The sequence below is a fragment of the Streptomyces sp. VRA16 Mangrove soil genome (assembly GCF_017377775.1).
Lineage (GTDB): Bacteria > Actinomycetota > Actinomycetes > Streptomycetales > Streptomycetaceae > Streptomyces.
This window is the reverse complement of the sequence record NZ_JAFVLN010000028.1, coordinates 60,535-86,941: the sequence shown is the minus strand read 5'-3', so window position 1 is coordinate 86,941 and position 26,407 is coordinate 60,535. Positions and strand designations below refer to the sequence as shown.

At 72.7% G+C, this 26,407-nt stretch carries 24 protein-coding genes and 1 tRNA gene; 16 read left to right on the top strand and 9 right to left on the bottom strand.

What is annotated here, in order from left to right; genetic code table 11:
- Positions 1–354 precede the first annotated feature (354 nt).
- The 3 genes from J3486_RS41935 to J3486_RS41925 are packed head-to-tail and all read left to right on the top strand — an operon-like array spanning position 355 to position 5,128.
- Positions 355–1,251, top strand: coding sequence for a xanthine dehydrogenase family protein subunit M (locus tag J3486_RS41935; RefSeq protein WP_207829438.1), 897 nt, complete (start codon positions 355–357; stop codon positions 1,249–1,251).
- Complete coding sequence (locus tag J3486_RS41930; protein ID WP_207829436.1) at positions 1,248–2,822, top strand: (2Fe-2S)-binding protein; 1,575 nt, start codon at positions 1,248–1,250, stop codon at positions 2,820–2,822. Before J3486_RS41935 ends, J3486_RS41930 begins: the two co-directional genes overlap by 4 nt.
- Positions 2,819–5,128 (top strand): molybdopterin cofactor-binding domain-containing protein, encoded by a 2,310-nt coding sequence (locus J3486_RS41925; RefSeq protein ID WP_207829434.1) that lies wholly within the window; start codon positions 2,819–2,821, stop codon positions 5,126–5,128. Before J3486_RS41930 ends, J3486_RS41925 begins: the two co-directional genes overlap by 4 nt.
- A gap of 25 nt (positions 5,129–5,153) precedes the next feature.
- Here J3486_RS41925 and J3486_RS41920 read toward each other — a convergent pair whose 3' ends face one another.
- A complete protein-coding gene (locus J3486_RS41920; RefSeq protein ID WP_207829431.1) occupies positions 5,154–5,798 on the bottom strand; it encodes a hypothetical protein in 645 nt (214 codons plus the stop codon).
- Positions 5,799–5,955: 157 nt separating this feature from the next.
- On the opposite strand from J3486_RS41920, the gene J3486_RS41915 reads away from it, so the two are divergent.
- Complete coding sequence (locus J3486_RS41915; protein ID WP_207829430.1) at positions 5,956–6,102, top strand: hypothetical protein; 147 nt, start codon at positions 5,956–5,958, stop codon at positions 6,100–6,102.
- Between the two features lie 9 nt (positions 6,103–6,111).
- Here J3486_RS41915 and J3486_RS41910 read toward each other — a convergent pair.
- Positions 6,112–6,186 (bottom strand) — tRNA-Cys (locus J3486_RS41910).
- A gap of 189 nt (positions 6,187–6,375) precedes the next feature.
- Here J3486_RS41910 and J3486_RS41905 point away from each other — a divergent pair.
- The 5 genes from J3486_RS41905 (at position 6,376) to dapE (ending at position 13,378) form a co-directional block, all read left to right on the top strand.
- On the top strand, positions 6,376–7,842 hold the full coding sequence (locus tag J3486_RS41905; protein ID WP_207829429.1) for an MFS transporter: 1,467 nt from the start codon (positions 6,376–6,378) through the stop codon (positions 7,840–7,842).
- A 152-nt stretch (positions 7,843–7,994) separates the two neighbouring features.
- A complete protein-coding gene (locus J3486_RS41900) occupies positions 7,995–9,821 on the top strand; it encodes a DEAD/DEAH box helicase (RefSeq protein WP_207829427.1) in 1,827 nt (608 codons plus the stop codon).
- Positions 9,822–10,109: 288 nt separating this feature from the next.
- Positions 10,110–10,751, top strand: coding sequence for an IclR family transcriptional regulator (locus tag J3486_RS41895; RefSeq protein WP_207829426.1), 642 nt, complete (start codon positions 10,110–10,112; stop codon positions 10,749–10,751).
- Positions 10,752–10,892: 141 nt separating this feature from the next.
- On the top strand, positions 10,893–12,308 hold the full coding sequence (locus J3486_RS41890; RefSeq protein ID WP_374194834.1) for an amino acid permease: 1,416 nt from the start codon (positions 10,893–10,895) through the stop codon (positions 12,306–12,308).
- Complete coding sequence (gene dapE, locus J3486_RS41885) at positions 12,305–13,378, top strand: succinyl-diaminopimelate desuccinylase (RefSeq protein ID WP_207829423.1); 1,074 nt, start codon at positions 12,305–12,307, stop codon at positions 13,376–13,378. Before J3486_RS41890 ends, dapE begins: the two co-directional genes overlap by 4 nt.
- 28 nt (positions 13,379–13,406) lie before the next feature.
- Here dapE and J3486_RS41880 read toward each other — a convergent pair whose 3' ends face one another.
- Entirely contained in the window at positions 13,407–14,954 is a 1,548-nt protein-coding gene (locus tag J3486_RS41880) for a CdaR family transcriptional regulator (protein WP_207829421.1), read from the bottom strand.
- 275 nt (positions 14,955–15,229) lie between these two features.
- Between J3486_RS41880 and J3486_RS41875 the strand changes: the two genes are divergently transcribed.
- The 3 genes from J3486_RS41875 (at position 15,230) to J3486_RS41865 (ending at position 17,962) form a co-directional block, all read left to right on the top strand.
- Positions 15,230–15,994 carry a chorismate synthase gene (locus J3486_RS41875; RefSeq protein ID WP_207829420.1) on the top strand — a complete coding sequence of 255 codons (765 nt, stop codon included), beginning with the start codon at positions 15,230–15,232 and terminating at the stop codon, positions 15,992–15,994.
- The gene (gene menC / locus J3486_RS41870) at positions 15,991–17,103 is read left to right on the top strand and encodes an o-succinylbenzoate synthase (protein WP_207829415.1); all 1,113 of its coding nucleotides are present in this window, start codon (positions 15,991–15,993) and stop codon (positions 17,101–17,103) included. The genes J3486_RS41875 and menC overlap by 4 nt, the downstream gene beginning before the upstream one ends.
- Positions 17,104–17,182: 79 nt before the next feature.
- On the top strand, positions 17,183–17,962 hold the full coding sequence (locus J3486_RS41865; RefSeq protein ID WP_207829413.1) for a S16 family serine protease: 780 nt from the start codon (positions 17,183–17,185) through the stop codon (positions 17,960–17,962).
- Positions 17,963–17,998: 36 nt separating this feature from the next.
- Here the strand turns inward: J3486_RS41865 and J3486_RS41860 are convergent, their stop codons facing one another.
- From J3486_RS41860 to J3486_RS41840, 5 genes are read right to left on the bottom strand one after another with little or no spacing between them, the layout of a single operon-like run.
- On the bottom strand, positions 17,999–18,955 hold the full coding sequence (locus J3486_RS41860; protein ID WP_207829411.1) for a glycine betaine ABC transporter substrate-binding protein: 957 nt from the start codon (positions 18,953–18,955) through the stop codon (positions 17,999–18,001).
- A gap of 8 nt (positions 18,956–18,963) precedes the next feature.
- Complete coding sequence (locus J3486_RS41855) at positions 18,964–19,836, bottom strand: ABC transporter permease (RefSeq protein ID WP_207829410.1); 873 nt, start codon at positions 19,834–19,836, stop codon at positions 18,964–18,966.
- On the bottom strand, positions 19,833–21,083 hold the full coding sequence (locus tag J3486_RS41850; protein ID WP_207829408.1) for a betaine/proline/choline family ABC transporter ATP-binding protein: 1,251 nt from the start codon (positions 21,081–21,083) through the stop codon (positions 19,833–19,835). The genes J3486_RS41855 and J3486_RS41850 overlap by 4 nt, the downstream gene beginning before the upstream one ends.
- Complete coding sequence (locus J3486_RS41845; RefSeq protein WP_207829403.1) at positions 21,076–21,723, bottom strand: ABC transporter permease; 648 nt, start codon at positions 21,721–21,723, stop codon at positions 21,076–21,078. The genes J3486_RS41850 and J3486_RS41845 overlap by 8 nt, the downstream gene beginning before the upstream one ends.
- A gap of 54 nt (positions 21,724–21,777) precedes the next feature.
- Entirely contained in the window at positions 21,778–22,248 is a 471-nt protein-coding gene (locus J3486_RS41840; RefSeq protein WP_207829453.1) for an Lrp/AsnC family transcriptional regulator, read from the bottom strand.
- Between the two features lie 122 nt (positions 22,249–22,370).
- On the opposite strand from J3486_RS41840, the gene hppD reads away from it, so the two are divergent.
- Genes hppD through nthA form a run of 4 tightly spaced genes read left to right on the top strand, consistent with a single transcriptional unit; the run spans position 22,371 to position 24,695 of the window.
- The gene (hppD, locus tag J3486_RS41835) at positions 22,371–23,516 is read left to right on the top strand and encodes a 4-hydroxyphenylpyruvate dioxygenase (protein ID WP_207829401.1); all 1,146 of its coding nucleotides are present in this window, start codon (positions 22,371–22,373) and stop codon (positions 23,514–23,516) included.
- Between the two features lie 22 nt (positions 23,517–23,538).
- Positions 23,539–23,823, top strand: a complete 285-nt coding sequence (locus J3486_RS45310; protein WP_207829399.1) for an SH3-like domain-containing protein — start codon at positions 23,539–23,541, stop codon at positions 23,821–23,823.
- Entirely contained in the window at positions 23,816–24,124 is a 309-nt protein-coding gene (locus J3486_RS45305) for an SH3-like domain-containing protein (RefSeq protein ID WP_207829398.1), read from the top strand. The genes J3486_RS45310 and J3486_RS45305 overlap by 8 nt, the downstream gene beginning before the upstream one ends.
- Positions 24,114–24,695 carry a nitrile hydratase subunit alpha gene (gene nthA, locus J3486_RS41820; RefSeq protein ID WP_207829397.1) on the top strand — a complete coding sequence of 194 codons (582 nt, stop codon included), beginning with the start codon at positions 24,114–24,116 and terminating at the stop codon, positions 24,693–24,695. The genes J3486_RS45305 and nthA overlap by 11 nt, the downstream gene beginning before the upstream one ends.
- A gap of 114 nt (positions 24,696–24,809) precedes the next feature.
- Here the strand turns inward: nthA and J3486_RS41815 are convergent, their stop codons facing one another.
- Positions 24,810–26,366 (bottom strand): tetratricopeptide repeat protein, encoded by a 1,557-nt coding sequence (locus tag J3486_RS41815; protein ID WP_207829396.1) that lies wholly within the window; start codon positions 26,364–26,366, stop codon positions 24,810–24,812.
- Positions 26,367–26,407: the final 41 nt, after the last annotated feature.

Below are 26,407 nucleotides of genomic sequence, written 5' to 3'. Positions count from 1 at the left end.
CCCGCGGGGACCGGCCCGGGGCGTGGGGGCGCTCGCGCCCCGCGACGCGACTGTCGGCACCAACTGCCTTTACGTCACCTCATACGTCACCGAAGAGTGCCAATTCGTGCGCACCGGCGATGCGGTGAGATTTCGGTCATCTCCCAGGTGGAAGGGGCGAAAGCCTCCTACCGGACCCCCTCTCCGGGCGCCGGGGAAGATGTGCCAGAGTTGCCACGTCCGGTCTGTCAGCACGTACCGTACGGCGGAACAGGCGTAACGGCGGCCACGGCGGTCACGCGGCACACCGCACTCCACGCGGCGACCACCACAGCCGCCTGGCGCGCGGCCGGACATCGGGAAGGGGCAGCCGGTTTGACCACGCACGCACCGCAGGCGACACAGGCCGCGGTACTTCCGGGTTCGCTGGACGAGGCCGTCGCGGCGCTCACCGCGATGCCCGCCGCCGTGCCCGTGGCCGGCGGCACCGACCTCATGGCCCAGGTCAACGCGGGTCACCTGCGCCCGGCCGCGCTCGTCGGGCTCGGCCGGATCAGCGAGATCCGCGGCTGGCAGTACCAGGACGGGCACGCGCTGCTCGGCGCGGGACTGACCCACGCCCGGATGGGCCGCCCCGACTTCGCGGCGCTCATGCCGGCCATGGCCGCCGCCGCGCGCGCCGCGGGCCCGCCGCAGATCCGCAACGCGGGCACGCTCGGCGGCAACATCGCCTCGGCCGCCCCGACCAACGACACGCTGCCCGTACTGGCCGCCCTGGAAGCCACGTTGATCATCGCGGGCCCCGGTGGCGCGCGGCGCGAGGTGCCCGTCTCGCACCTGCTCGCGGGCATGGAGATGCTCCGCCCCGGCGAGCTGATCGGCTTCGTACGGGTACCGCTGCTGCACGCGCCGCAGGTCTTCCTGAAGGCGACGGGCCGTACCGGCCCCGGGCGGGCGACCGCTTCTGTCGCGCTCGTCCTCGACCCGGCCCGGCGCGGAGTGCGCTGCGCGGTCGGTGCCATCGCGCCGATGCCGCTGCGCCCGCTGGAGGCCGAGCAGTGGGTGGCCTCGCTGATCGACTGGGACGGCGAGCGCGGCGCGCTCGTGCCGGAGGCGATCCAGGCGTTCGGCGAGTACGTCGCCGCGGCCTGCATCCCGGACCCGGCTCCGGCCCCGGACGGCACGCAGGAGGCGCTGCCGCCCGCCGTACTGCATCTGCGGCGCACCGTCGCCGCGCTGGCCCGACGTGCACTTGGGAGGGCGCTGTCGTGACGAACGAGTACCCGGGACGCGACCAGCACGGCCAGGGCGACGGCTGGCAGCCGCTGCCCCAGGGCGACTACGACTCCGACGCCACGGCCTTCGTGCAGCTGCCCCCGGACGGCTTCCCCGACGAGGCCCCGCTGGCCGCGCCGGGACACGGCTACGTACCGCCGCAGATAACGGTGAGCCCGGCCACGGGTGCCGCCGCGACCGACCCGGCGGCGACCGGGGTGTGGGTGCTGCCGCCCGAACTGACCGGTGCCGGCGGCGGCGACAGCAACGGCAACGGCAATGGCAACAGCACCGGCGCCGGTGATTCCGGTGGCCGGCAGGTGACCTGGCCCGCTGCGAACCAGGAGCCGTACGGGGCCGCGGCGGCGCAGACCGCCCAGACCGCGCAGGGGCAGACCGGGCAGTGGTCGATCCCCGTGGCCGACGGTGAACTCCCGGAGGAATCGGGCGAGTTCACGACGTCCGCGCTGGCCTCCCAGTGGGGCGACAGGACGCCGCCCGCGACGCTGCCCGGCGGCGCGCCCGCGCCTTGGGCGACGCAGGAGTGGGCGCAGCCCACCGCGCAGGAGGAGCCCGAGCCGCCCGCGGCCGCGCCGGAACCGGTCGAGCCGGAGCCGGTCGTGCCGGAGCCGGTCGAGCAGGAGGTGTCCGCGCAGGCCTGGACGCAGGAGCCGGCGCCGGCTCCCGCGGACGACGAGCAGCCCGCCAGGACCGTCGAGCACAGGGAAGAGCCGGACCAGCCGGTCCCGCCGGAACCGGAGCCGGAGCAGCCGGAGAGCGCGGCGGCGGCCACCCTGTCGGACGACGACCGGCCCGCGGCCGCGCCCGCCACCGACACCGCCGACACCGCCGCCGGCGGGACCGTCACCGACACAGACCCCGACGACACAGACCCTGACAACACGGCCACCGACACCGGCGTCATGGCCGACACAGACACCGACACCGACACCGGCGTCGTGGCCGACGCCGCCCCGCTCCACGACGACCACCCCCTGGTCAGCTACGTCCTGCGGGTCAACGGCACCGACCGCCCCGTCACGGACGCCTGGATCGGCGAGTCGCTGCTGTACGTGCTGCGCGAGCGGCTCGGCCTCGCGGGCGCCAAGGACGGCTGCTCGCAGGGCGAGTGCGGCGCGTGCAACGTCCAGGTGGACGGTCGGCTCGTGGCCTCCTGCCTGGTCCCGGCGGCGACCACGGCGGGCAGCGAGGTCCGTACGGTCGAGGGCCTGGCCGAGGACGGACAGCCCTCCGACGTGCAGCGCGCGCTGGGCGCGTGCGGCGCGGTCCAGTGCGGGTTCTGCATCCCCGGCATGGCGATGACGGTCCACGACCTCCTGGAGGGCAACCCGGACCCGAGCGAGCTGGAGACCCGCCAGGCGCTGTGCGGCAACCTGTGTCGCTGCTCCGGCTACCGCGGTGTGCTCGACGCGGTGCGCGAGGTGGCCGCCGAGCGCAGGGCTTCCGCGACGGCCGCCGCCGACGCACAGAGCGACGAAGAACCCCGGATCCCGCACCAGGCGGGACCGGCCCACGGTGAGCTGTTCCAGGACGGAGGCCAGGCGTGACGAACGAGACGACCGAGGCCCCCGTGACCCCAGGGGCGGAGGAGATCCCGCACGGCCTCGGCGCGACACTGCCCTCGCTGGAGGCGGCGGCGAAGGCGGAGGGCACGTTCCCGTACGCCTCCGACCTGTGGGCCGAGGGTCTGCTGTGGGCGGCGATCCTGCGCTCCCCGCACGCCCACGCGCGCGTGCTCTCCATCGACACCACTCACGCGCGCGAGATGCCCGGCGTCCGTGCGATCGTCACGCACGAGGACGTCCCCGGCGGCCCGCTGCCCGGCCACCGCGCCGCCGACCGCCCGGTCTTCGCCTCCGACGTCGTACGCCACCACGGCGAGGCCATCGCGGCGGTCGCGGCGGACCACCCGGACACGGCGCGGATGGCCGCGGCGGCGATCATCGTCGAGTACGAGATCCTCGACCCGGTGACCGACCCGGAGCAGTCGTTCGCGGCGCAGCCCCTGCACCCCGACGGCAATCTGGTCCGGCACATCCCGCTGGTGCACGGCGACGCCGAGGCGACCGGCGAGGTGATCGTCGAGGGCCTCTACCGCATCGGCCGCCAGGACCCGGCGCCCATCGGCGCCGAGGCCGGTCTCGCGGTGCCGCGCCCCGACGGCGGCGTGGAGCTGTACATCGCCTCGACCGACCCGCACGGCGACCGCGACGCGGCGGCGGCCCGCTACGGCCTGGCGCCGGAGCGCGTGAAGGTCGTGGTCACCGGCGTCCCCGGCGCCACCGCCGACCGCGAGGACCCGAGCTTCCACCTCCCGCTGGGCCTGCTCGCGCTGCGCACCGGCTGCCCGGTCAAGCTCACGGCGACCCGCGAGGAGTCCTTCCTCGGCCATCCGCACCGCCACCCCACGCTGCTCCGGTACCGCCATCACGCGGACGCGGACGGCAAGTTGGTGAAGGTGGAGGCGCAGATCCTGCTCGACGCGGGCGCGTACGCGGACACGTCGTCGGACGCGCTCGCCGCTGCGGTCGCCTTCGCCTGCGGCCCGTACGTCGTCCCGCACGCCTCGATCGAGGGCTGGGCGGTGCGCACGAACAACCCGCCGTCGGGCCATGTCCGCGGCGAGGGCGCGATGCAGGTGTGCGCGGCCTACGAGGCCCAGATGGACAAGCTGGCCAAGAAGGTGGGGGTCGACCCGGCGGAGCTGCGCCTGCGCAACATCCTCGCCACGGGTGACGTCCTGCCGACGGGCCAGACGGTGACGTGCCCGGCACCGGTGGCCGAACTCCTCGACGCCGTAAGGGAGTTCCCGCTCCCGCCGCTCCCCAAGGACACCCCCGAGGAGGAGTGGCTGCTGCCCGGCGGCCTGGAGGGCGCGGGCGAGCCCGGCGCGGTCCGCCGCGGCGTCGGCTACGGCGTCGGCATGGTGCACATGCTCGGTGCCGAGGGCGCCGACGAGGTCTCCACGGCGACGGTGAAGGTCCAGAACGGGGTCGCCACGGTCATCTGCGCGGCCGTCGAGACCGGCCAGGGTTTCTCGACCCTGGCCCGGCAGATCGTCCAGGACACGCTCGGCATCGACGAGGTGCACGTCGCCCCGGTCGACACCGACCAGCCCCCGGCGGGCCCCGGCTGCCGCGGACGCCACACGTGGGTGTCGGGCGGTGCGGTGGAGCGGGCGGCGAAGATGGTCCGCACGCAGCTGCTCCAGCCCCTGGCGCACAAGTTCGGCATGTCCACGGAGCTGCTCCAGATCGCCGACGGCAAGATCACCTCGTACGACGGTGTCCTGTCGACGACCGTCGAAGAGGCCATGGACGGCAAGGAGTTGTGGGCGACGGCCCAGTGCCGTCCGCACCCGACGGAGCCGCTGGACGCGAACGGGCAGGGCGACGCCTTCGTCGGCCTCGCCTTCTGCGCGATCCGCGCGGTCGTCGACGTCGACATCGAGATCGGCTCGGTCCGGGTGGTGGAGCTGGCGGTGGCCCAGGACGTCGGCCGGATCCTCAACCCCGGCCAGCTGGCGGCCCGGATCGAGGCGGGCGTCACGCAGGGCGTCGGCGCGGCCCTCACGGAGCACCTCCGCACGCCCAAGGGCATCGTGCGCCGTCCCGACCTCACCGGGTACGCCCTGCCGACCTCCCTGGACGCCCCGGACATCCGCATCGTGAAGCTGGTGGAGGAGCGCGACGTCGTGGCCCCCTTCGGCGCGAAGGCGGCCAGCGCGGCCCCGGTGGTCGCGTGCCCGGCGGCGGTGGCCTCCGCGGTGCGGGCGGCGACGGGCCGGCCGGTGAACCGGCTGCCGATCAGGCCGCAGGCGGCGGTGGTGACGGAGACGGAGCCGGCGGGCTGAGTCCGGGCCCCGGGCGCCCGGGGCCTCAGCCGTCGGACCGTTCCAGGTCGTCGACCACGCCGTCCCCGTTGTCGTCGTCCATGTAGTCGTACGCGTCCCCGTACGTGTCCTCGTACCGGAAGCACCGTCCCTCGACCCGCAGTTCGGGCTTGCCCGAGTACCAGCCGGGGCGGACGCTGACCTCGATCCCGTCGCCGAAGGCGGCCGAGACGCCGGGCAGGCCCGCGCCCTTCTCACCGGGGCCCGGGGCCGGGATCTCCTCAACGTCGCGGCCCTCCTTCCGCCACCGCCGCGCGAGCCCGGCCACCGCGGAGCGGTACCCGGCCTCCGTCGCGTACTCCAGGGACCAGGTGAAGGCGGGCTGGTCGCGGGTGGTGTCGCCGGTGTCGAAGCCGAAGTCGTCCACGCAGGAGCTGCTGCCCTCCTTGGTGGGGTACGGGGTCGCGTCCCGCGGGGCGGGGGACAGGCCGCGGTAGACGTCCTCGCCGGTCTTCGTCGTCGACCGCACGTAGGCGCGGAAGTCGTCCGTCGAACCCACCGGGCCGCCCGTGACCGCCTGGCACCCCTTGGCGACGAGAGCGGTGAGCGCGACGACGACGAGGACGGCCACGGTGGCGATGACCGGCCCCTTGCGGGAGGCGGGCCGGGACGGAGGCTGGAGCTGCTGCATGGAGATCATCGAACCGGCGCCCGGCCGGGTCCGGCAGCGCGCGCGTACTCACTCGGTACTCATCCCGTACTCAGGCCCCGACCGCCTGCCGCGACGGTCCCGGGCGTACGTTGCTGAGGGCCGAAGCCGTCGACAGCGCGAGAGCAGGGAGCCGGACATGCAGCCACAGGAACCGGACCCGCGGGAACCTCGGGCCTACGAGCCCGCCCCGTCCGCCGGCAAACTGTTGCTCTTCGTGCTCGCCTTCGTCGCCTTCGCCGTGATCGTGGTCGGCGGCGGCGTGATCCTCGTCGCCGGAGGCTGACGAGGAAGGTGGAGGCCGTGACCGGAATCGAACCGGTGTGCTTCGCTTTGCAGGCGAATCCCTAAACCACTCGGGCACACGGCCAAGCTGTTGCTGCTTGCGTGCCTCGACCGTAGGCGGGAGCGTCGTGCCCGCTCAAGGGCTGCCCGGGGGCTGCAACGCGACTGCCACACGCCGTTCATGAAGGCCGCGGGAGGACTACGACCAAGGGACCAGGAGAACCCCTTCTCCCGACAGGGGCCAGTCCGCTCCACGCCCCTTACTCTGATCCGCATGACCGCCCTGGACGACGCCGATGTCACCGCCCCGCCGCCCGTAGTCCCCTCCGCCCCGGTGGCTCAGGAAGGGGTGCTCGGGCGCGGCTATCGCGCGCTGAGCATCGGCATCGTCACCGTCGTCCTGCTCATCGCCTTCGAGGCGACCGCCGTGGGGACCGCGATGCCCGTCGCGGCGCGGGATCTGGACGGGGTGTCGCTGTACGCCTTCGCGTTCTCCGGGTACTTCACGACCAGCCTCTTCGGCATGGTGCTCGCCGGGCAGTGGGCCGACAGGAGTGGACCGCTCGGGCCCGTGGCCGCGGGGATCGGGGCGTTCGCGGCCGGGCTCGTGCTCGCCGGGACCGCCACCGACATGTGGCTGTTCATCGCCGGGCGGGCCGTGCAGGGGCTCGGCGGCGGGCTCGTCATCGTCGCCCTGTACGTCGTCGTCAGCCGGGCCTACCCGGAGCGGCTGCGGCCCGCGATCATGGCGGCGTTCGCGGCGAGCTGGGTCGTGCCGTCGATCGTGGGGCCGCTGGCGTCCGGCGCCGTCACCGAGCACCTCGGCTGGCGCTGGGTGTTCCTCGGCATCCCCGTGCTGGTCGTGCTCCCGCTCGCGCTCGCGCTGCCGCAGGTGCGGCAGCGGGCCGGGGGAGCCCCCGAGGGAGCCACGGCACACCCCCTGGACCGCCGGCGGATCCGGCTCGCGTTCGGGATCTCCGTGGGCGCCGGGCTGCTCCAGTACGCGGCGCAGGACCTGCGCCCCCTCTCCCTGCTGCCCGGTGTCGCCGGAGCCGCGCTGCTCGTACCGTCCGTGCTCGGCCTGCTGCCGCCCGGCACCTACCGCGCCGTGCGCGGGCTGCCCTCCGTGGTGCTGCTGCGCGGCATCGCGGCGGGCTCGTTCATCGCGGCCGAGTCGTTCGTGCCGCTGATGCTGGTCACCCAGCGCGGCCTGAGCCCGACGATGGCCGGGTTCTCGCTCGCGGCGGGCGGGGCCACCTGGGCGCTGGGCTCGTGGCTCCAGTCCCGGCCGCGCCTGGAGCCGTACCGGGAGCGGCTCGTCGCCGGCGGCATGGTGCTGGTCGCCGCCGCCATCGCCGCCGCGCCCAGCGTGCTGATCGACTCCGTACCGGTCTGGACCGTCGCCGTGGCCTGGGGCTTCGGCTGTCTGGGCATGGGCCTGGTGATCTCCTCCACCAGCGTGCTGCTGCTCCAGCTGTCCGCGCCCGAGCAGGCCGGCGCGAACTCCGCCGCCCTGCAGATCTCCGACGGGCTCTCCAACGTCGTCCTGCTCGCCGCCGGAGGCGCCGCCTTCGCCGCGCTCGGCGGGGGAGCGGTCGGACACGGGGCGGTGACGGGGACGAGCGGGGCGCACCCGGCCGCGTTCGCCGCCGTGTTCCTGCCGATGGCCGTCGTCGCGCTCGCCGGGGCCTGGGTGGCGACCCGGCTGCGTGCCGAGCCGTCGCCCACGACGGTGGCGTGACCTCCCCACGACTCCCCGTGAAACACGGCAAGTTGATCTGTGACGCATGTCCCAACCACGGCCACCACGGCCCGGTCCGGCGCGTCCGTCAACCTCGTCACCGGTAGGGTGGACCGGTTGTCATACGCCCCCGATCTGCCGAGCCGGAGACCGTGACCACCGCCAACGCCCACACTGCGCCCACCTCGGGTTCCGTCGCACCCACCCCGTCCAGCCACCTCTCCCCCGCCTTCCCCGGCCGTGCCCCCTGGGGCACCGCCAACAAGCTGCGTGCCTGGCAGCAGGCGGCGATGGAGAAGTACATCCAGGAGCAGCCGCGCGACTTCCTCGCGGTCGCCACCCCGGGAGCCGGAAAGACCACCTTCGCGCTCACGCTCGCCTCCTGGCTGCTGCACCACCATGTCGTGCAGCAGGTGACCGTGGTCGCGCCGACCGAACACCTGAAGAAGCAGTGGGCGGAGGCGGCCGCGCGCGTCGGCATCAAGCTGGACCCGGAGTACAGCGCGGGCCCGCTCAGCAAGGAGTACGACGGCATCGCGATCACGTACGCCGGTGTCGGCGTGCGCCCGATGCTGCACCGCAACCGCAGCGAGCAGCGCAAGACCCTCGTGATCCTCGACGAGATCCACCACGCCGGTGACTCGAAGTCATGGGGCGAGGCGTGTCTGGAGGCCTTCGAGCCCGCCACCCGGCGCCTGGCGCTGACCGGTACGCCGTTCCGGTCCGACACCAACCCGATCCCCTTCGTCCAGTACGAGGAGGGCAACGACGGCATCCGCCGCTCCTCGGCCGACTACACCTACGGCTACGGCAACGCGCTCGCGGACCACGTCGTCCGCCCCGTGATCTTCCTGTCCTACAGCGGCAACATGCGCTGGCGGACCAAGGCCGGCGACGAGATCGCGGCGCGGCTCGGCGAGCCGATGACCAAGGACGCCATCAGCCAGGCCTGGCGCACCGCCCTCGACCCGCGCGGCGAGTGGATGCCGAGCGTGCTGCGCGCCGCCGACGCCCGGCTCACCGAGGTCAGGAAGGGCATCCCGGACGCGGGCGCCCTCGTCATCGCCTCCGACCAGGAGCAGGCCCGCGCCTACGCCAAGCTGATCCGCGAGATCACCGGCACCAGAGCCACCCTCGTCCTCTCCGACGACACCGGCGCCTCGAAGCGGATCGACGAGTTCAGCGCGAGCGAGGACCGCTGGATGGTCGCGGTCCGCATGGTGTCCGAGGGCGTCGACGTCCCGCGCCTCGCGGTCGGCGTGTACGCGACGACGATCTCGACGCCGCTCTTCTTCGCGCAGGCCGTGGGCCGTTTCGTGCGGTCCCGCAGGCGCGGCGAGACCGCGTCCGTCTTCCTGCCGACCGTCCCCGACCTGCTCGGCCATGCCAACGAGATGGAGGTCGAGCGCGACCACGTGCTCGACAAGCCGAAGAAGGAGGGGGAGGAGGACCCCTACGCCGAGTCCGAGAAGGAGATGGACGAGGCGAACAAGCAGGAGGACGAGGACACCGGCGAGCAGGAGCAGTTCTCCTTCGAGGCCCTGGAGTCCGAGGCCGTCTTCGACCGCGTCCTCTACGACGGCGCCGAGTTCGGCATGCAGGCGCACCCCGGCAGCGAGGAGGAGCAGGACTACCTCGGCATCCCCGGCCTGCTCGAACCCGATCAGGTGCAGCTGCTCCTCCAGAAGCGCCAGGCACGGCAGATCGCGCACAGCAGGAAGAAGCCCGACAGCGAGGCCGACCTCCTCGAACTGCCCGCCGAGCGGCGGCCCGTGGTCTCCCACAAGGAGATGATGGAGCTGCGCAAGCAGCTCAACACGATGGTCGGCGCGTACGTGCATCAGAGCGGGAAGCCGCACGGTGTCATCCACACCGAGCTGCGCCGCGTCTGCGGCGGCCCGCCGAGCGCCGAGGCCACCGCGGGACAGCTGCGCCAGCGGATCGCCAAGGTGCAGGAGTGGGCCACCCGCATGCGCTGATGCGCTGAGGCGCGCGCCCGGGCGCGCGGCGTAGTGGGGCAATCACACACAACTCAGGTCGGCGACTGACCGGATTCTGGACGGAGTCTTCCGCTCAGCGGGACGTCCTCGCTACATTCCCGGCAACGCACACGCCCCGTGGCAGCGCCGCCGCGGAGCGCAGCCGGTATGTACGTAGAGCCCCAGCGCCTGATATCCGACCGGCGGCCTCTGACGCGCGTCGCCCACGGGACAGGCGACGCAACCGCCGCGAAGGAGACCGCCGCCCTCACCTAAGGAGTGGGCGTCGTGACCGCGGAGACCTCCCAGACGCTCGACCGGGGACTGCGCGTCCTCAAACTGCTCGCCGACACCGACCACGGGCTGACCGTGACCGAGCTCTCCAACAAGCTCGGCGTCAACCGTACGGTCGTCTATCGCCTGCTCGCCACGCTGGAGCAGCACGCCCTCGTCCGCCGCGACCTGGGCGGCCGCGCCCGGGTCGGGCTCGGCGTCCTGCGGCTCGGCCGCCAGGTCCACCCGCTGGTGCGCGAGGCCGCGCTGCCCGCGCTGCGCTCGCTGGCCGAGGACATCGGGGCGACCGCCCATCTGACCCTGGTCGACGGCACGGAGGCCCTCGCGGTCGCCGTCGTCGAACCGACCTGGACCGACTACCACGTGGCCTACCGCACCGGGTTCCGCCACCCGCTCGACCGGGGAGCCGCGGGCCGCGCCATCCTCGGCGCCCGCCAGGGCGTGCTGCCCGAGCAGGGCTACACCCTCACCCACGGCGAGCTGGAGGCCGGGGCGTCGGGCGCCGCGGCGCCGCTGCTCGGCGTGACCGGGATAGAGGGCAGCGTCGGAGTGGTGATGCTCGCCGACGCGGTGCCGGAGCGGGTCGGGCCGCGGGTTCTCGACGCCGCCCGGGAAGTCGCCGACGCCCTGCGCTGACGCGGCACCCCTGACCAGCGCCCCCGATTGGCCTTGCGGCCAACCGGGGGTGTTCTGTTTTTGCCGATGCTCCCAACCCTGCCGTTCCCGGGCTCTGCATCATCGGGCCCATAAGAGGAGAACGGCGAGGGGAGCGGTGCCGTGCTGGCACAGACACTGACGCGGCGCCAGGACGTGGCCGACGCGGCCGCGGCCGGGAGCGGGCTGAAGCGCACGATGGGGCTGTGGCAGCTGACGCTGCTGTCCGTCGGCGCGACGCTCGGCACCGGCATCTTCGTCGTCCTCGGTGAGGCGGTCCCCGAGGCCGGGCCCGCCATCGTCGTCTCGTTCGTCCTCGCCGGCGTCACGGCCCTGTTCTCCGCGCTGTCGTACGCGGAGCTGGCCGGCATGATCCCCGGGTCCGGATCCTCGTACAGCTACGCCTACGCCACCCTCGGCGAACTCGTCGCCTGGGTCTGCGGCTGGTGTCTGATCCTGGAGTACGGGGTGTCGGTCGCGGCCGTCGCCGTCGGCTGGGGCCAGTACGTCAACGAACTGCTCGACCTGGTCTTCGGCGTCACCCTGCCCGACGCGCTCAGCGCCCCGCCCGGCACCGGTGGCGTCGTCAACGTCCCGGCCGCGCTCATCGTCGTCCTCGCCATGGTCGTGCTGCTGCGCGGGGCCCGCGAGAGCGCCGTCGCGAACGTGATCATGGTCGGCGTGAAGGTCGCCGCCCTGGTGATGTTCTGCGCGGTCGCCTTCACCGCCTTCCACGCCGGCAACTTCCAGCCGCTGTTCCCGCTCGGCGCGGCCGGGATGAGCGCGGGCGCAGCCTCGCTCTTCTTCTCGTACATCGGCTTCGACGCGGCGTCCACGGCGGGCGAGGAGGCGAAGAACCCGCAGCGCGACCTGCCCCGCGCGATCATCCTCTCGCTGGTGCTCGTCACCGCCCTGTACGTCCTGGTCGCCGTCGCCGCGCTGGGCGCGATGCCCTGGCAGAAGTTCGCGGGCACGGAGGCCACGCTCAGCGAGGTGCTCGTGCAGTCCGTCGGCGGCGGCTCGCTCTGGCCGATCCTGCTGTCGATCGGCGCGGTCGTCGCCACGACGAGCGTCGTCCTCACCGTCCAGTACGGGCAGATCCGCATCCTCTTCTCGATGTCAAGGGACGGCCTGGTGCCGCCGGTGTTCTCCCGGGTGCACGCGCGCACCGGTGTCCCGCGCGCCAACACCGTGATCGTCTCCTCGTTCATCGCCGTGCTCGCCGCCCTGGTCCCGCTCGGCAGCCTCGCCGACGCCACCAGCATCGGCACGCTGTTCGCCTTCGCGCTCGTCAACATCGCGGTCGTGCTGCTGCGCCGCCGTAACCCGTCGGCGCCGCGCAGTTTCCGCGTCCCGTTCTCGCCGGTCGTGCCGGTGCTCGGCGTGGTCTGCTGCGTCTTCATGCTGTTCAGCCTCGGCTCGGACACGTGGATCGCGTTCGGTGCGTGGATGGCGGTCGGGCTCGTCGTCTACTGGCTCTACGGCAGCAGGCACTCCAAGCTCAACCAGACCGGCGCCGCCGTGAAGGAGACCGTGTGACCACCGCCGCCCTCGACCTCACCACCGACGTCGTCGAGCTGACCCGCGCCCTCGTCGACATCCCCTCCGAGAGCGGCGACGAGGCCGTGCTCGCGGACGCCGTCGAGACCGCCCTGCGCGCCCTGCCGCACCTCACCGTCGAGCGGATCGGCCACTCCGTCGTCGCCCGCACCTCGCTCGGCCGCGCCGAGCGCGTCATCGTCGCCGGGCACCTCGACACCGTGCCCGCCGCCGGGAACCTGCCCGCGCGCCTCGCCGACGACCGCCTGTACGGGCTCGGCGCCTGCGACATGAAGGGCGGCGTCGCCGTCGCCCTGCGCCTGGCCGCCACGCTGACCGCGCCGACGCGCGACCTCACGTACGTCTTCTACGAGTGCGAGGAGGTCGAGGGCGACCGCAACGGGCTGCACCGCATCGCCGGCGAGCGCCCCGAACTCCTCCTCGACGCCGACCTCGCCGTCCTGATGGAGCCGTCCGACGCCGGCGTCGAGGCCGGCTGCCAGGGCGTGCTCTGCGCCGACGTCACCGTGCGCGGCGAGCGGGCGCACACCGCCCGCGCCTGGATGGGCGTGAACGCGGCGCACCGCTCCGCCGAGGTGCTCCGGCGGCTCGCCGACCACGTCCCCGAGAAGGTCGTCATCGACGGCCTCGAATACCGCGAGGGGCTCAGCGCGGTCGCCGTGCGGGCCGGGGTCGCGGGCAACGTCGTACCCGACGAGTGCGTCATCTCCCTCAACGCCCGCTTCGCGCCCAGCCGTTCGCCCGAGGAGGCGATGGCGTACGTGCGCGGGATCATCCCCGAGCAGTACGAGTTCGAGGTCACGGAGGTCGTGCCCGGCGCCCTGCCCGGGCTCGACCGGCCCGCGGTCGCCTCACTGGTCGACTACCTCGGGGCCACGCCCCGCCCGAAGCTGGGCTGGACCGATGTCGCCCGCTTCACGTCGCTCGGGGTCCCCGCGCTGAATTTCGGCCCGGGGGATCCGGTGCTGGCGCACACGGCGGGGGAGTTCGTCGAGGTGGGTCAACTGGAGGAGTGCGAGAGGAAGTTGGGGGAGTGGTTGCGCGGGTGAGGTCGGCGGCGGACGGGCGTCGGCGACCTCAGTCCCCCAGTCGCGCCTGCAGCCACACCACCAAGCGCTCGTCCGGGTCGTCCAGGTCGAGGCCGACCTGCTCGCGCACCTGGCGCAACCGGTACCGGCAGGTGTTCGGGTGCACCGCGAGGGACTTGGCGGCGCCCGCCATGTCGCAGCCCGCGTCGAGCCAGGCCCGCACCGTACGGCAGTACTCCGTGGCGTGCTCGGCGTCGTAGGACCGTAGCCGCGCCCACGCGCCGCCCGTCAACTCCCTTCGCTCTCCGGCCAGTTCGGCGATCCGGAGCAGGGTGACGCGGGCCTGGACCTGCTCCACGGCCGCGACCGGCAGCTCGTCGGAGAGACAGCGCAGTACGAGGTCGGCGTCGTCGCGGGAGTCCACGGCGCGGGCCAGGCCGGGGACGAGGGCGCCGAGTGCCGCCCGGACCGGGGTGCGCAGGGCGCCTTTGGCGCGTTCCACGATGTCCTGGGCGAGCGGCTTGTGGCGGGCGGCGCCGCGTTCGTCGGACGCCGGGAGCAGGGCGTAGACGACGCCGTCGAGCAGGACGCAGGCGTGCCGCCCGTACCGGGCCTCGCAACTCAGCCGTACGAGGTCGAGGAGGCGCAGCGCGGTACGGGCCACGTCCGGCGCGGCCTTGGGGCCCGCGGGCGCGAACGCCGCGACCCGCACCGGATCCGTGCCGGCGCCGAAGCCCAGGCGGTGCGCGGCCGTCGACGCGTCGGCGGTGCCGTCCAGTACGCGGCGCAGCAGATCGCCGCCGAGGTGCCGGGAGAGTTCCTGCGCGGCGCGCGCCCGCAGCAGGAGGAGCGCCGCGGTGGAGGCGCCCTGGGCGAGGGCGTGGTCGGCGTCGGGGGCCAGGTTCCCGCCGTCCACCACCCACACCGAGCCGAGCGTCTCGCCGCCCGCGCGGACGGCGACGGCGAGCCGCGGCAGGTTGTCGTCGTCGAGCGCGGGCAGCCGCAGCGGGGTGCCGGCCGCGAACATCGCCCGGTACTGCTCGGTGTTCTCCGGGCTGTCGGGGACCTGGAGGCCGAGGATGCCCTGTCTGCGGTCCTCGTCCACGGGCTGCCCGGCGACGGTCGAGTAGGCGAGGATGCGCTGGCGCGGGTCCTCGATGGCGGTCGCCCCGCCCACGGCCGCGGCGATCGCGTCGGCCAGCGCGAACAGGTCTCCGCCCGCCGCGGGGGCCGGGCCCGCGCCCGCCGCCGAGGACAGCAGCAGGTGCACCCGGTGCCAGGCCGCGTCCTCGTCGACGCAGAGCAGGGCGATGCCGGCGCGGTCGGCCGCCGCGACGGGGGCCCCTTCCTCCGAGGCGCCGCGTACGACGACGGCGGCCATGCCCGCGTCGGCCGCGGCGCGCAGCAGAGGGGCGGCGGACCGGGCGCGGACGCCGACCGCCAGGAGTACGGCGCCCGGGGCCCGGGGGAGTGGGGCGTCGGCGTCGTAGAGGAGCACCTCGCCGACGGGGGCGGTCAGTCCTGCCGGGGTGGTGAGGGCCCGTACGGAATCACCGCCGAGCACGTCGAGAAGATCGCTCAGGGTCGGGCTGTCCACGGTGTCCCTCTCTGCGGGGCTGAGTTCGTGCCCCGTAGGGGCGCGGGGAACTGCGCGACCAGCCCCCACCGGGCGTGCACCCGGCGATGGTGCAGCCGGACCGGGCTGGGCGCCGGATGGAAGCGCTCGCCCCGCGCCGGGGGCCGCCTTGCCCACCCTGCCGCCCATGGCGGCAGATTGCCCAAGGCGCCGGTTGGCCGATCGTTAAAGGAGCGTAGGCGGTGCTTGTGGTGTCGGACAAGCCGAGTGCGGATCGCGCCGCCGACACTCGAACCATGGCCCTCACCACCCGCACCGTTCACGACGTGCCCGGGATCGCCTCCGTCGCCGACTTCTTCAGCGATGTGTGGCAGACCCCGCGCGCCACCCCGCCCTACCCGGCCGAGGTGCTGCACAGCCTCGTCCACGCGGGCGGCGCCGTGCACGCCGCGTACGACGGCGAGGAACTGCTCGGCGCGGCCGTCGCCGTCTTCGGAGAGCCCGCGGCCCGCGACGTGTACTCGTTCGTGGCCGCGGCCCGCACCAGCGACCGCGGCATCGGGTACGCCGTCAAGCAGGCCCAGCGCACGTGGGCCCTGGAGCGCGGCGCCCGCACGATGCGCTGGACGTTCGACCCGCTGGTCGGCCGCAACGCCCGCTTCAACCTCACCAAGCTGGGCGGCGCCGCCACCGAGTACCTGGTCGACTTCTACGGGCCCATGGCCGACGGCGTGAACGACGGCGACGAGTCCGACCGCCTCACCGTCACCTGGGACCTGACCGCGGCCGAGCCCCGCCCCGAGCCGCCCGCCCCGGCCGGCGACGTCGTCGCGGCCGCCCCCGACGGCGACCCCCTCGCCCGCACCGACGGGGACACCGTGTGGTGCCGCGTCCCCGCCGACATCGTGAAGCTGCGCGCCGCGGACCCGGAGCTGGCGCTGCGCTGGCGGTACGCCGTGCGCGACGTGTGCACCGCCGCCTTCGCCGAGGGCCGCACCGCGACCGGCATGTCCCGCGACGGCTGGTACGTCCTCGGCCCCGTACAGGAGAAGCAGGCATGAAGCTCGAACGCGTGGAACTGCTGCATGTGGCGATCCCGCTCGTCACCCCGTTCCGTACGTCCTTCGGGACCATGACGACCAAGGACACGTTCCTGCTGCACGTCGTCACGGACGCGGCGGAGGGCTGGTCGGAGTTCGCGGCCGACCCGGAGCCGCTGTACTGCTCGGAGTTCGTCTCCGGCGCCGAGACCGTGATCCGGGACTTCCTGCTGCCGCGCGTCGCCCGCGTGGAGAACCTGACGACGGCCGCGCTCGCGCCCGCCATGGCCAAGGTCAAGGGGCACGAGCTGGCGAAGGCCGCCCTGGAGACAGCCGTGCTCGACGCCGAGCTGCGCGCCCATGGGATGTCCCTGGCCACCTATCTCGGCGCGACCCGCGACCGGGTGCCCGCCGGGGTCTCCGTCGGCATCAAGGACTCCGTGCCCGCGCTCCTCGACGACGTCGAGCGCTACCTCGCCGAGGGGTACGTGCGGATCAAGCTGAAGATCGAGCCGGGCTGGGACCTCGCGCCGGTCCGGGCCGTGCGCGACCGGTTCGGGGACGGGCTGCCGCTCCAGGTCGACGCCAACACGGCGTACACCCTCGCCGACGCGGAGCACCTGCGGCGCCTGGACGCGTTCGGGCTGCTGCTGATCGAGGAGCCGCTGGAGGAGAACAACCTCCACGCGCACGCCCTGCTCCAGCGGCGCATCGCCACGCCCGTCTGCCTGGACGAGTCGCTGCACAACGTCCGGGACACCGCGTCCGCGATCGCCATGGACGCGTGCCGGGTCGTCAACGTGAAGCCCGCGCGCGTGGGCGGCTACCTGGAGGCGCGGCGCCTGCACGACGTCGCCGCCGCGCACGGCGTGCCCGCCTGGGTCGGCGGGATGCTGGAGACCGGGATCGGGCGGGCCCCGAATCTGGCGCTCGCCGCGCTGCCCGGATTCACGCTGCCCGGCGACACGTCCGCCTCCAGCCGGTATTTCGCGGAGGACATCACGGAGCCGTTCGTGCTCGACGACGGGCACCTGCCGGTGCCGACCGGGCCGGGTATCGGCATCGCCCCGTTGCCGGACGCGCTGCGGCGCTTCACGACGGCCACCAGGGTGCTTCATCGGGCTTCGTAGCCGGGCGCGACCAGCCCCACCGGGCCGCACCCGACAAGGCGCCCCCTCCCCACCACCCCGCCCGCGTTAGATTGGCCCCGTGCTCAATCGCCTCAGCCGCCCCACGGCCCTAGCCATCTGCGCGCTCCCCGTCGCCGCCCTGCTGGCGGTGGCGGCTTTCGCCCCGCTGCCGTTCTCGGTGGCCCAGCCGGGCCCCACGACGGACGTGCTGGGCACGTCGGACGGCAAACCCGTGATCAAGATCTCCGGCGCGCCGACCCGCGACACCAGCGGGCAGCTGCGCGCGGTGACGATCCTGGCGACCGGGCCCGACGCCTCGGTGCACCTCTCGGACGTGATCGGCGACTGGTTCCGGGACGACCGTGCGGTGATGCCGCGCGACTCCGTCTACCCGGCGGGCGACTCCACCAAGGAGATCGAGCAGCACAACAAGGACGAGATGAAGGGCTCTCAGGACGCCGCCACCGAGGCCGCCCTCGCCTACCTCGGCGACCAGGACAAGAACATCGACGTCACCCTCCAGCTCGGCGACGTCGGCGGGCCCAGCGCGGGGCTGCTCTTCTCGCTCGGCATCGTCGACCTGCTCGACGGGAACGGCAGCGGCGGCGACCTGACCGGCGGCAAGAAGATCGCCGGCACCGGCACCATCGACGCGAAGGGCGCGGTCGGCGCCGTCGGTGGCGTCTCGATGAAGGTGCAGGCCGCCGACCGCGACGGGGCCACCGTCTTCCTCGTACCGAAGGCGGAGTGCTCGGACGCCCGGGCGTCGGCGCCCCAGTCGATGCGGCTGATCCCGGTGACCACGCTCAAGGGCGCGGTCACCGCCCTGACGGACCCCGGCAAGGCCCCGTCCTGCTAGTCGCTTTCTGACGCGCCCACTGGCCCACTCCTGGGCTCACTCCTTGATGAACCCTTCCTTGACCAGCCAGTCCTTGGCCACGTCGTGCGGGTCCTGCCCGTCGACGTCCACCTTGGCGTTGAGCTCCTGGGCGACCGTGTTGTCGAGCTTCTTCGTGATCGGCTCGATGACCTCGGCCATCTTCGGGTACTTCGCCAGCGACTTGCTGTTGATCGAGGGCGCGGCGTTGTAGTTCGGGAAGAAGTGCCGGTCGTCCTCCATGACATGCAGGTTCATCGACCGGATGCGGCCGTCGGTCGTGAAGACCTCACCGAACGTGCACGTGCCCTTCTTCACCTGCGTGTAGATGATGCCGGTGTCCATCTGCGTGACGTTGGAGGCCGGGATGCTCATCCCGTACGCCTTCTCCATGCCGTGCAGACCGTCGGCGCGGTTGGCGAACTCGCTCTCCACGCACAGCGTGACCGCCTTCGGGTCCGACTTGGCCAGCTCGGCGACCTCGGAGAGCGTCTTGGTGCCGTACTTCTTGAAGTTCGCGTCGTTCATGGCCAGCGCGTAGGTGTTGTTGAGCTGGGCCGGCGGCAGCCAGGTGATGCCGTTCTTGAGGTCGGCGTCGTGCACCGCCTGCCACTGCTTCTGCGGGTCGGTGATCGGTTCGGAGTTGCCGAGGTAGGTGATCCAGGCCGTGCCCGTGTACTCGTACATGGCGTCCGCGTCCCCGGACTTGATGGCCTCGCGGGCGCCGATGGAGCCCTGGATGCCGGTCCGGTCCAGGACGTCCGCCCCGGCCGCCTTGAACGCGATGCCCATCATCGCGCCGAGGATCAGCTGCTCGGTGAACTCCTTCGACGTGACGGTGATGTCGGCGCCCTTGAGCGGCTCGCCCTGCCCGACCGTGCCGGGCTGTACGTCGTCGACCATGGGGCTGCCGCTGGTCAGCCCGCACCCGGCGAGCAGCGCGAGGCCGCTGGCCGCCGCCGCTGCGACACGCATCCGGTACCTCATGAGCGCACCTCCAGCCCGCGCGGCCGCAGCAGCAGTTCGGCCAGCGACGCCAGCCAGTCCACGAGCAGCGCGAGCGCGATGGTCAGGATCGAGCCGAGCATCAGGACCGGCATGCGCTGGTTGGTGATCCCGGTGGTGATCAGGACGCCGAGGCCGCCGCCGCCGCCGAACGTCGCCAGCGTGGCCGTGCCGACGTTCAGGACGAGCGCGGTGCGCACACCGGCGAGGATCAGCGGTACCGCCAGCGGCAGTTCGACCTTCGTCAGGACGCCCACCGGGGACATCCCGATGCCACGCGCCGCCTCCAGGAGCGTCGGGTCGTTGGCCTTCAGGCCCGCGATCGTGTTGGAGAGCACCGGCAGGATCGCGTAGATGATGATGCCGATCAGCGCCGACCTCTCGCCGATGCCCAGCCAGATGACGAGCAGCGCCAGCAGACCGATCGCCGGGGTGGCCTGACCGATGTTGGCGAGCATGAGGGCGAACGGGGTCGCCTTGCGGAACATCGTGCGGGTCAGCAGGATCCCCAGCGGGATCGCGATGATCAGCACGAAGAACGTCGAGATCACCGTCAGGCTGATGTGCTGGCGCAGCGCCTTCCCCACCTGCCCGCCGGAGATGGCGTTCTCGGAGATCGAGTCGAGGTCGGCGTTGCGGAACCACAGCCAGGTGATCAGCAGCACGATGGCCAGGACCGCGGGCAGGAAGGTCAGCTTCTGCCAGCTGATGCGGCGCGGCTCCCTCGTCGTGGCCGCCGGCCGCGGCTCCTGCTCGCCCTCGCCCTCGTCGCGGAAGGCGAGGCCCTTGACCTCGTGCTCGCCGTCGGGGCGTGCGCCCTTCAGGGGCGGCTTGCGGGACGGGGTGCTCACGCCTTCGCCTCCCCGTCGCCGGTATCGGCGCCCTCCTGCTCCAGCTGCGTCTGGTGGGCGCGCTGTTCCTCCAGCTCGTGCTGGTGCTCGACGGCTTCGAGCCGGTCGGCCTCCAGGAGTTCGTGCACGGAGTTCATCAGCGTCTCCATGTCGACGACACCCTCGTACGCACCGCGCCGGCCGGTCACCGCGACCCGGCCCGCGTTGTCGGTGAGCACCGCCTCCAGCGCGTCGCGCAGCGTCGCGTCACGGGTCACCGTGTCGTGCACGAGGGTGCCGGCGCGGGCCAGCGAGCCCTTGGCCCGCATCAGGTCGCCGCGGCGCAGCCACTTGTAGGGGCGGCCGCGCTTGTCGAGCAGCAGCAGCTCGTTGGTGCCGGCCGCGCGCAGCTTGTTGAAGATGTCCTGCAACGGGTCGTCGACGCCGACCGTCGGGTAGTCGGTGACCTCCACATCGCGTACGCGGGTGAGGTTGAGCCGTTTGAGGGCCGCGCCCGCGCCCACGAAACCGGAGACGAAGTCGTCGGACGGATTGGTGAGGATGGCCTCGGGGGTGTCGAACTGGGCGATGTGCGAGCGCTCCCGCAGCACCGCGATCCGGTCCCCGAGCTTGATCGCCTCGTCGAAGTCGTGGGTGACGAAGACGATCGTCTTGTGCAGCTCGTGCTGGAGCCGGATCAGCTCGTCCTGGAGGTGGTCACGGGTGATCGGGTCGACGGCGCCGAACGGCTCGTCCATCAGCAGCACCGGCGGGTCGGCCGCCAACGCCCGTGCCACGCCGACGCGTTGCTGCTGGCCGCCGGAGAGCTGGCGCGGATAGCGGCCGTGGAACTCGGCCGGGTCGAGACCGACCAGGTCCAGCATCTCCTCGACCCGCGACTTGATCCGCGACTTCGACCAGCCGACCATCTTCGGCACCAGGGCGATGTTCTGGGCGACCGTCATGTGCGGGAAGAGGCCGGAGGACTGGATCGCGTAGCCGACCTTGCGGCGCAGCTTCACCGGGTCCATGTCGGTGACGTCCTCGCCGTTGATGCGGATGCGGCCGCTCGTCGGCTCGATGAGCCGGTTGATCATCTTCAGGGTCGTGGACTTCCCGCAGCCCGACGGGCCCACGAAAATGATCAGCTCGCCCGCTTTGATCTCCATGTTGACGCTGTCCACGGCCGGATCGGACGACCCCGGATAGCGCTTGGTGAGGTTCTCCAGCTCGATGCTGGCCCCGGTGGCGGAGGCGGTCTCAGGCACGGATCCCCCTCGGGATGGTCAGCCGTCCGATGAGGACGTACGCGGCGTCGAAGAGCAGGGCGAGGACGATGATGCCGAGCGTTCCGGCGAGCACCTGGTTGAGCGCGTTGGCGCTGCCCAGGGAGGCGATGCCGCGGAAGATCTCGTTGCCGAGGCCGGGGCCCGAGGCGTACGCGGCGATCGCGGCGATGCCCATCAGCATCTGCGTGGAGACCCGGATCCCGGTCAGGATCGGCGGCCACGCCAGCGGCAGCTCCACCTTGAACAGGCGGGCCATGCGCGACATCCCGATGCCCTTCGCCGCGTCGATCAGCGCCGGGTCCACGCCGCGCAGGCCCACGATCGCGTTCCGCACGATCGGCAGCAGCCCGTACAGGGTCAGCGCGATCACGGTGGGCGGCACGCCGAGGCCGACGATCGGGATCAGCAGACCGATCATGGCGAGCGACGGGATGGTCAGGATGGTCGAGGTGGCCGTGGTCGCCAGGTTCCCCGCCCATTCGCTGCGGTAGCTGACGACCCCGATGACCACGCCGATGACGGTGGCGATGACCATGCACTGGAAGACCGCGCTGGCGTGCTGGCCGGCGTCGGCGAGCAGCTGCTGGTGCCGGTTGACGAGATAGTCCCAAAAGTTCATCGGCAGTCCCGGAAGTCCATCGCGCCTCGCCTCCGGGCGGTGCTCCGCAGAGCGTCAGGAATCTCCCGACGCCTGTTCCACCAGCGGGATGATCCGCAGCGGAACGGGATTTTCCATGACGATCGCCGTGGAAGCCCGGACGATGCCATCAAAACCGACAACCAGGTCGATCACCCGTTGAAGATCCGCGTTCGAGCGGGCCACGAGCCGGCACAGCATGTCCCCGCTGCCCGTCGTCGTGTGCAGTTCGAGCACTTCGGGAACGGTCGCCAAATGTGCCCTGACGTCGGCTCCTTGCCCCTGCCGGATCTGCAGCGTGGCGAACGCCGTGACCGGGTAGCCGAGCGCCGCCGGATCCACCTGCGGACCGAATCCGCGGATGACTCCGTTCGAGGTAAGCCGGTCGAGCCTGGCCTGCACCGTGCCGCGGGCCACGCCGAGCCGCCGGGACATCTCCAGGACCCCGATCCGCGGCTCGCGCGCGAGCAGCACGATGAGCCGTCCGTCCAGATGATCGATCGCCATGTCCGCCTCCGCAGTGGTCACCCTGTACACAAAGGCCGCCGCTACCGGCCGGTCGCTGGGCAGATTGCCCAGCGAATACGCCAACTATTGCGCACCTTGTGGAAGGGAGGGAGCCTCCTGCCATGACTGAGACCACAGCTCACATCCCCGACACCGCACGGCAGGCCGACCCCTTCCCGGTGAAGGGGATGGACGCGGTCGTCTTCGCCGTCGGCAACGCCAAGCAGGCCGCGCACTACTACTCCACGGCCTTCGGCATGAAGCTCGTCGCCTACTCCGGACCGGAGAACGGCAGCCGCGAGACCGCGTCCTACGTCCTGACCAACGGCTCCGCCCGCTTCGTCTTCACCTCCGTCGTCAAGGCGTCCACCGACTGGGGCCGCTTCCTGGAGGAGCACGTCGCGGCGCACGGCGACGGCGTCGTCGACCTCGCGATCGAGGTGCCGGACGTGCGCGCCGCGTACGCCTACGCGGTCGAGCACGGCGCCCGCGGCATCGACGAGCCGTACGAGACGAAGGACGAGCACGGCACCGTGGTCCGGGCCGCGATCGCCACGTACGGCAAGACCCGCCACACCCTCGTCGAGCGCACCGGCTACGACGGCCCGTACCTGCCCGGCTTCGTGACGGCCGACCCGATCGTCGAGCCGCCCGCCAAGCGCACCTTCCAGGCCATCGACCACTGCGTCGGCAACGTCGAACTCGGCAAGATGAACGAGTGGGTGGCGTTCTACAACAAGGTCATGGGCTTCACGAACATGAAGGAGTTCGTGGGCGACGACATCGCCACCGAGTACAGCGCGCTGATGTCGAAGGTGGTCGCGGACGGCACCCTCAAGGTCAAGTTCCCGATCAACGAGCCGGCCATCGCCAAGAAGAAGTCCCAGATCGACGAGTACCTGGAGTTCTACGGCGGCGCGGGCGTCCAGCACATCGCGCTCGCCACGAACGACATCGTCGCGTCGGTGCGGGCCATGCGCGCGGCCGGTGTCCAGTTCCTCGACACCCCCGACTCGTACTACGACACCCTCGGCGAGTGGGCGGGCGAGACCCGGGTCCCCGTCGAGACGCTGCGCGAGCTGAAGATCCTCGTCGACCGCGACGAGGACGGCTACCTGCTGCAGATCTTCACCAAGCCGGTCCAGGACAAGCCGACCGTCTTCTTCGAGATGATCGAGCGGCACGGCTCCATGGGCTTCGGCAAGGGCAACTTCAAGGCTCTGTTCGAGGCGATCGAACGGGAGCAGGAGAAGCGCGGAAATCTCTAGCGGTCGCGTCTAGCCTGGCCGCATGGCCAGGATCAACGACGTAGGCGGCATGACCGGGTTCGGCGCCATCGACATGAGCGATGACGCCGAACCTTTCCACGCGGACTGGGAGGCGCGCGTCTTCGCGCTCCAGCGCGCGCTGCTCGTGAAGAAGGTGTTCAACCTCGACGAGTTCCGGGACGCCGTCGAGACGATGCCGCCCGCCGACTATCTGGCGGCCTCGTACTACGAGCGCTGGTTCCACGCGATCCGTACGCTCCTCGAACGCAAGGGCGTCCTCGCGGAAGGGGCCCTCGACCATGCCTGAGACCGCGCCGGGACAGCGGCGGACGTACACGGCCGGGGACGTGGTCCGCACCTACCCGCACGACCCGCCCCACCACACCCGCCTGCCGCGCTACGCCCGCGGCAGGCTCGGCGTCGTCGTGGAGCCTGAGGAGCGGGTGCCGCTGCCCGACGTCCGTGCGCAGGGCCGGGACGACGCCCCGGCCGACATGGTCTACGCGGTGCGGTTCGCGGCGCGGGAACTGTGGGGCGAGGGCGATCACGACGTGGTCCTCGACCTGCCCGAGAGCTACCTGAGGAAGGCCGACGACGATGAGCGGTGACCACGACGACGCGGTGATCTCCCGCCAAGTGCGGCTCCTCGAGACCCTGTTGGAGCAGAAGGGCATCGTCGGCGGCGACACCGTCGACGAGGTCATCGACGGGTTCCTGTCCGGGGCCTCCCCGCTGAACGGGGCGAAGGCGGTGGCCCGCGCCTGGATTGACCCGGAGTTCAAGGAGCGCCTGCTGGCCGACGGCACGGCCGCGGTCACGGAACTCGGCTTCACCGGCCAGGCGGGCCAGCGGCTGCGCGTGGTCGAGAACACCGACGCCGTGCACAACATGATCGTCTGCACCCTGTGCTCCTGCTACCCGCTCCGCCTGCTCGGCCCCTCGCCGGGCTGGTACAAGAGCGAGGCCTACCGCTCCCGCGTGGTGCGGGAGCCGCGGGCTGTCCTGTCCGAGTTCGGGGTGACGCTGCCCGACGCGGTCCGCGTCACGGTGTGGGACTCCAGCTCGGACACCCGCTACATGGTGCTGCCGAGGCGTCCCGCGGGTACCGGGAGCCTGGGCGAGCCGGAGCTGGCGACGCTGGTCACCCGTAATGGGCTGATCGGGACCGCGGCGGTGTAGTCGTAGCCGGTCGGCTGCGCCCCCGCGCCCCTGAGCGAGCGGAGCTCGCTTCAGGGGCGCGGGGAACTGCGCGACCAGCCACGGCGAAACCCGCGGCCGCCCGCCGTCCATGGCTCAACGGCGCTTGTGCGCGACCCGCTTCACCGGCGGAGCCTTCGGCTTCGGGGGCCACATCTGCGGAACCCCACCCTCCGCAGGCTCCCCGAGCGCGTCCAACGCCTCCTGCGCGGCCGGCGCGTACAACGGCGAGAACCCGGGATTGATCCGCAGCGCCTCCCCGAGATGCCGGCGGGCCGCGCCGTACAGGCCCAACTCCCGCTCCACGGCCCCGAGATGGTACGAGTAGGACGCGTTGCGCACGGTGCCGCCCTTCTGCCGGTCGGTGGCCCGGCGCAGGAACCAGTGCGCGGCGTCGTCGTCCCCCGCACGGTGCAGCGCCCAGCCCAGCGCGTCCGCCGTCGCGATCCCCGGCGCCCGCGACCACTCCGCGCGCAGCCGGTCGACGGCGGCGTCCGCGTCCCCGTGATCCGCCTCGAACCGGCCGAGCACGAGCGCGTCGTCCACCCCGTGCGCCCGGTCGTCGGCGACCCGCTTGCGCAGGACGCCGTACTGGGCCTCGGCGGACCGCTCGTCGTGCAGCGACTCGTACAGCTCGCCCAGCTCCAGCGCGTACTGCGGCAACGGCTGCTTGCGCAGCGCCCGCTGGTAGGCGACGACGGCCTCCGCGGTGCGGCCCAGGGAGGCGAGCGCGCGGGCCCGCCCGGCCAGCGCCGGATGACAGCCGGGGTCGGCGGCGAGCGCCGCGTCGAAGTGGCGCAGCGCGTCGACCGGCTCGCCGCGCTCCCAGGCCAGTTCACCGCCGCGCTGCAGCAGGGCGGCCTTCTCGGTGGCGGTCCCGGCCCGCGCCGACGCGTCGGCGACGACCGTGGCCGCGTCCTCCCGCCAGCCCCGGTCGCGGTAGACGGCCGCCGTGCGCAGCGTCACCGTCGTACCGGCGCCGGAGGTGAGCCCGGTCAGCGTCTCCAGGGTGCGGCCCGCCGCCTTGTAGTCGCCGGTGCCCCGGTAGGCGTCGACCAGCGCCACGTACGACGACCAGCGCTTCGGCGCCGCCTTCACCGCGGCCTCGCCCCAGATCCGGGCGGAACGCCAGTCGCCGCGGGCGGCGGCCAGCGCGGCGAGCCCGTCGAGCGCCTCCGCGTTCCCCTTCGGCCGCACCTTGAGCGAACTGCGCAGCGCCCGCTCGGCCTTGGGGTAGTACGCGGTCTCGGCGGTGCGTGAGCCCCGCTCCACGTAGGCGGCCCCGAGCGCCGCCCACGACAGACCGTCCCGCGGATGCGTGCGCAGATACGTCTCGCGCTCCCCGATCAGCGCCGTCAGATCCGGCAGCGAGGCCGGCGCCCCGACCGCCGCCGCGATCACCGCGCGCCCGGCGGGCCCCGGCAGCGGTGCCGGAGCCGGCTCGTCGTCCGGCAGCATCACCAGCACACCGCCGAGCACCAGGCACCCGGCGAGGGACGCCTGGACGGTGCGGCGCACGCCGGGGGAGAGGCGACGGCGCGGGTCGGCGACGGGCGCCCGCTCCGCGACGGCCCCGGAAGGCCCGGTCGCCTCGGCCGGCTCGGTGGGGTCTACGGGCGCGGCGGGTTCCGCGGAGTTCTCGCTGTGCTCCATGGCGCACACTGTGCGGCAATACGAAGAGCACACGAAGAGCA